Source organism: Cellulomonas sp. 73-92 (assembly GCF_001898175.1).
Lineage (GTDB): Bacteria > Actinomycetota > Actinomycetes > Actinomycetales > Cellulomonadaceae > Cellulomonas.
This window is the reverse complement of the sequence record NZ_MKTH01000029.1, coordinates 1-1,066: the sequence shown is the minus strand read 5'-3', so window position 1 is coordinate 1,066 and position 1,066 is coordinate 1. Positions and strand designations below refer to the sequence as shown.

The 1,066-nt window shown below is 72.0% G+C and carries 1 protein-coding gene and 1 pseudogene; both read left to right on the top strand.

Features of this window, described 5'->3' with window-relative positions; all coding sequences use genetic code 11:
• A partial coding sequence (locus BGO37_RS17300; protein WP_291757006.1) for a hotdog domain-containing protein occupies positions 1-780 on the top strand: 780 nt, incomplete at its 5' end.
• Between the two features lie 3 nt (positions 781-783).
• A pseudogene (locus BGO37_RS17295) lies at positions 784-1,066 on the top strand (hypothetical protein); the annotation flags it as partial.

The window sequence follows — 1,066 nt, the reverse complement described above, 5'->3', positions numbered from 1 at the left end:
GGCAGCCTCATCGAGGTGCAGGCGCGGCTCATCCACACCGGGCGCAGCAGCATGCACGTCGTCGTGACGGTGTCGTCGTCGGAGGTCTCGTCGCACGCCTACACGCCCGCGACCACGTGCATCCTGGTCTTCGTCGCGAAGGGGGCCGACGGCCGCCCGACCGCGGTGCCCGCGTGGACGCCCGTGTCGAGGTCCGACCGGAAGCTGGCGGCCGCGGCGATCGACCGCATGCCCGCGCGGGCCGAGATCAAGCGGCTCATGCTCGACGAGGACTACGGCGGTCCCAGTGAGGCTCCACGCGTCACGATGCGCTTCCTCGTTCCGCCCGGCGTCGTGAACTGGGGCGGGAACGCGCACGGCGGGACGGTCATGCGGTGGATCGACGAGGCGGCCTACGCGTGCGCGGCATCGTGGGCCCGCGACGGGGACGCCGCGAGCACGGCTGTCGCGGTCTACTCCGGCGGCATCCACTTCTTCGCCCCCGTCCGCATCGGCGACCTCGTCGAGGTCGATGCGCGCATCATCTACACGTCGGCGCACAGCATGCACCTGAGCATCCGCGTGTCGTCGGCGGACCCGCGCGAACCGGATGCCCTCACCCTCACCACCCAGTGCATGAGCGTGTTCGTGGTGCCGGATGACGGCGGCTCCGCCCGGCCGGTGCCGCCGTGGCAGCCGACGGCCGAGGGGGACGTCCGGCTGTGGGAGCACGCGCGCGAGATCATCCGGCTGCGCGAGCACATCGTCCCGATCCCCGCATCGCTCACCCTCGAGGACTGACGCGTGACCGGACTCCCGACCGCGCCGCCGTCGTCCCTGTTCACGCCGTTGCGCATCGGCACCTTCGACGTGCGGAACCGCCTCATGCAGGCGGCCCACTCCAAGCAGTACTCGGACCGCGTGGAGTCCGCGCGCGAGACCGCCTACTTCGTGCGCCGCGCGCGCGGCGGCTGTGCGCTGTTCGTCGCGGGGAACCACTTCGTGCACCCGAGCGGGTCGATCCGGAACTTCGAGGACGCGTTCCGACCGGAGTCGGTGGCGGCGAACCGGCGCATGACCGCCGCGG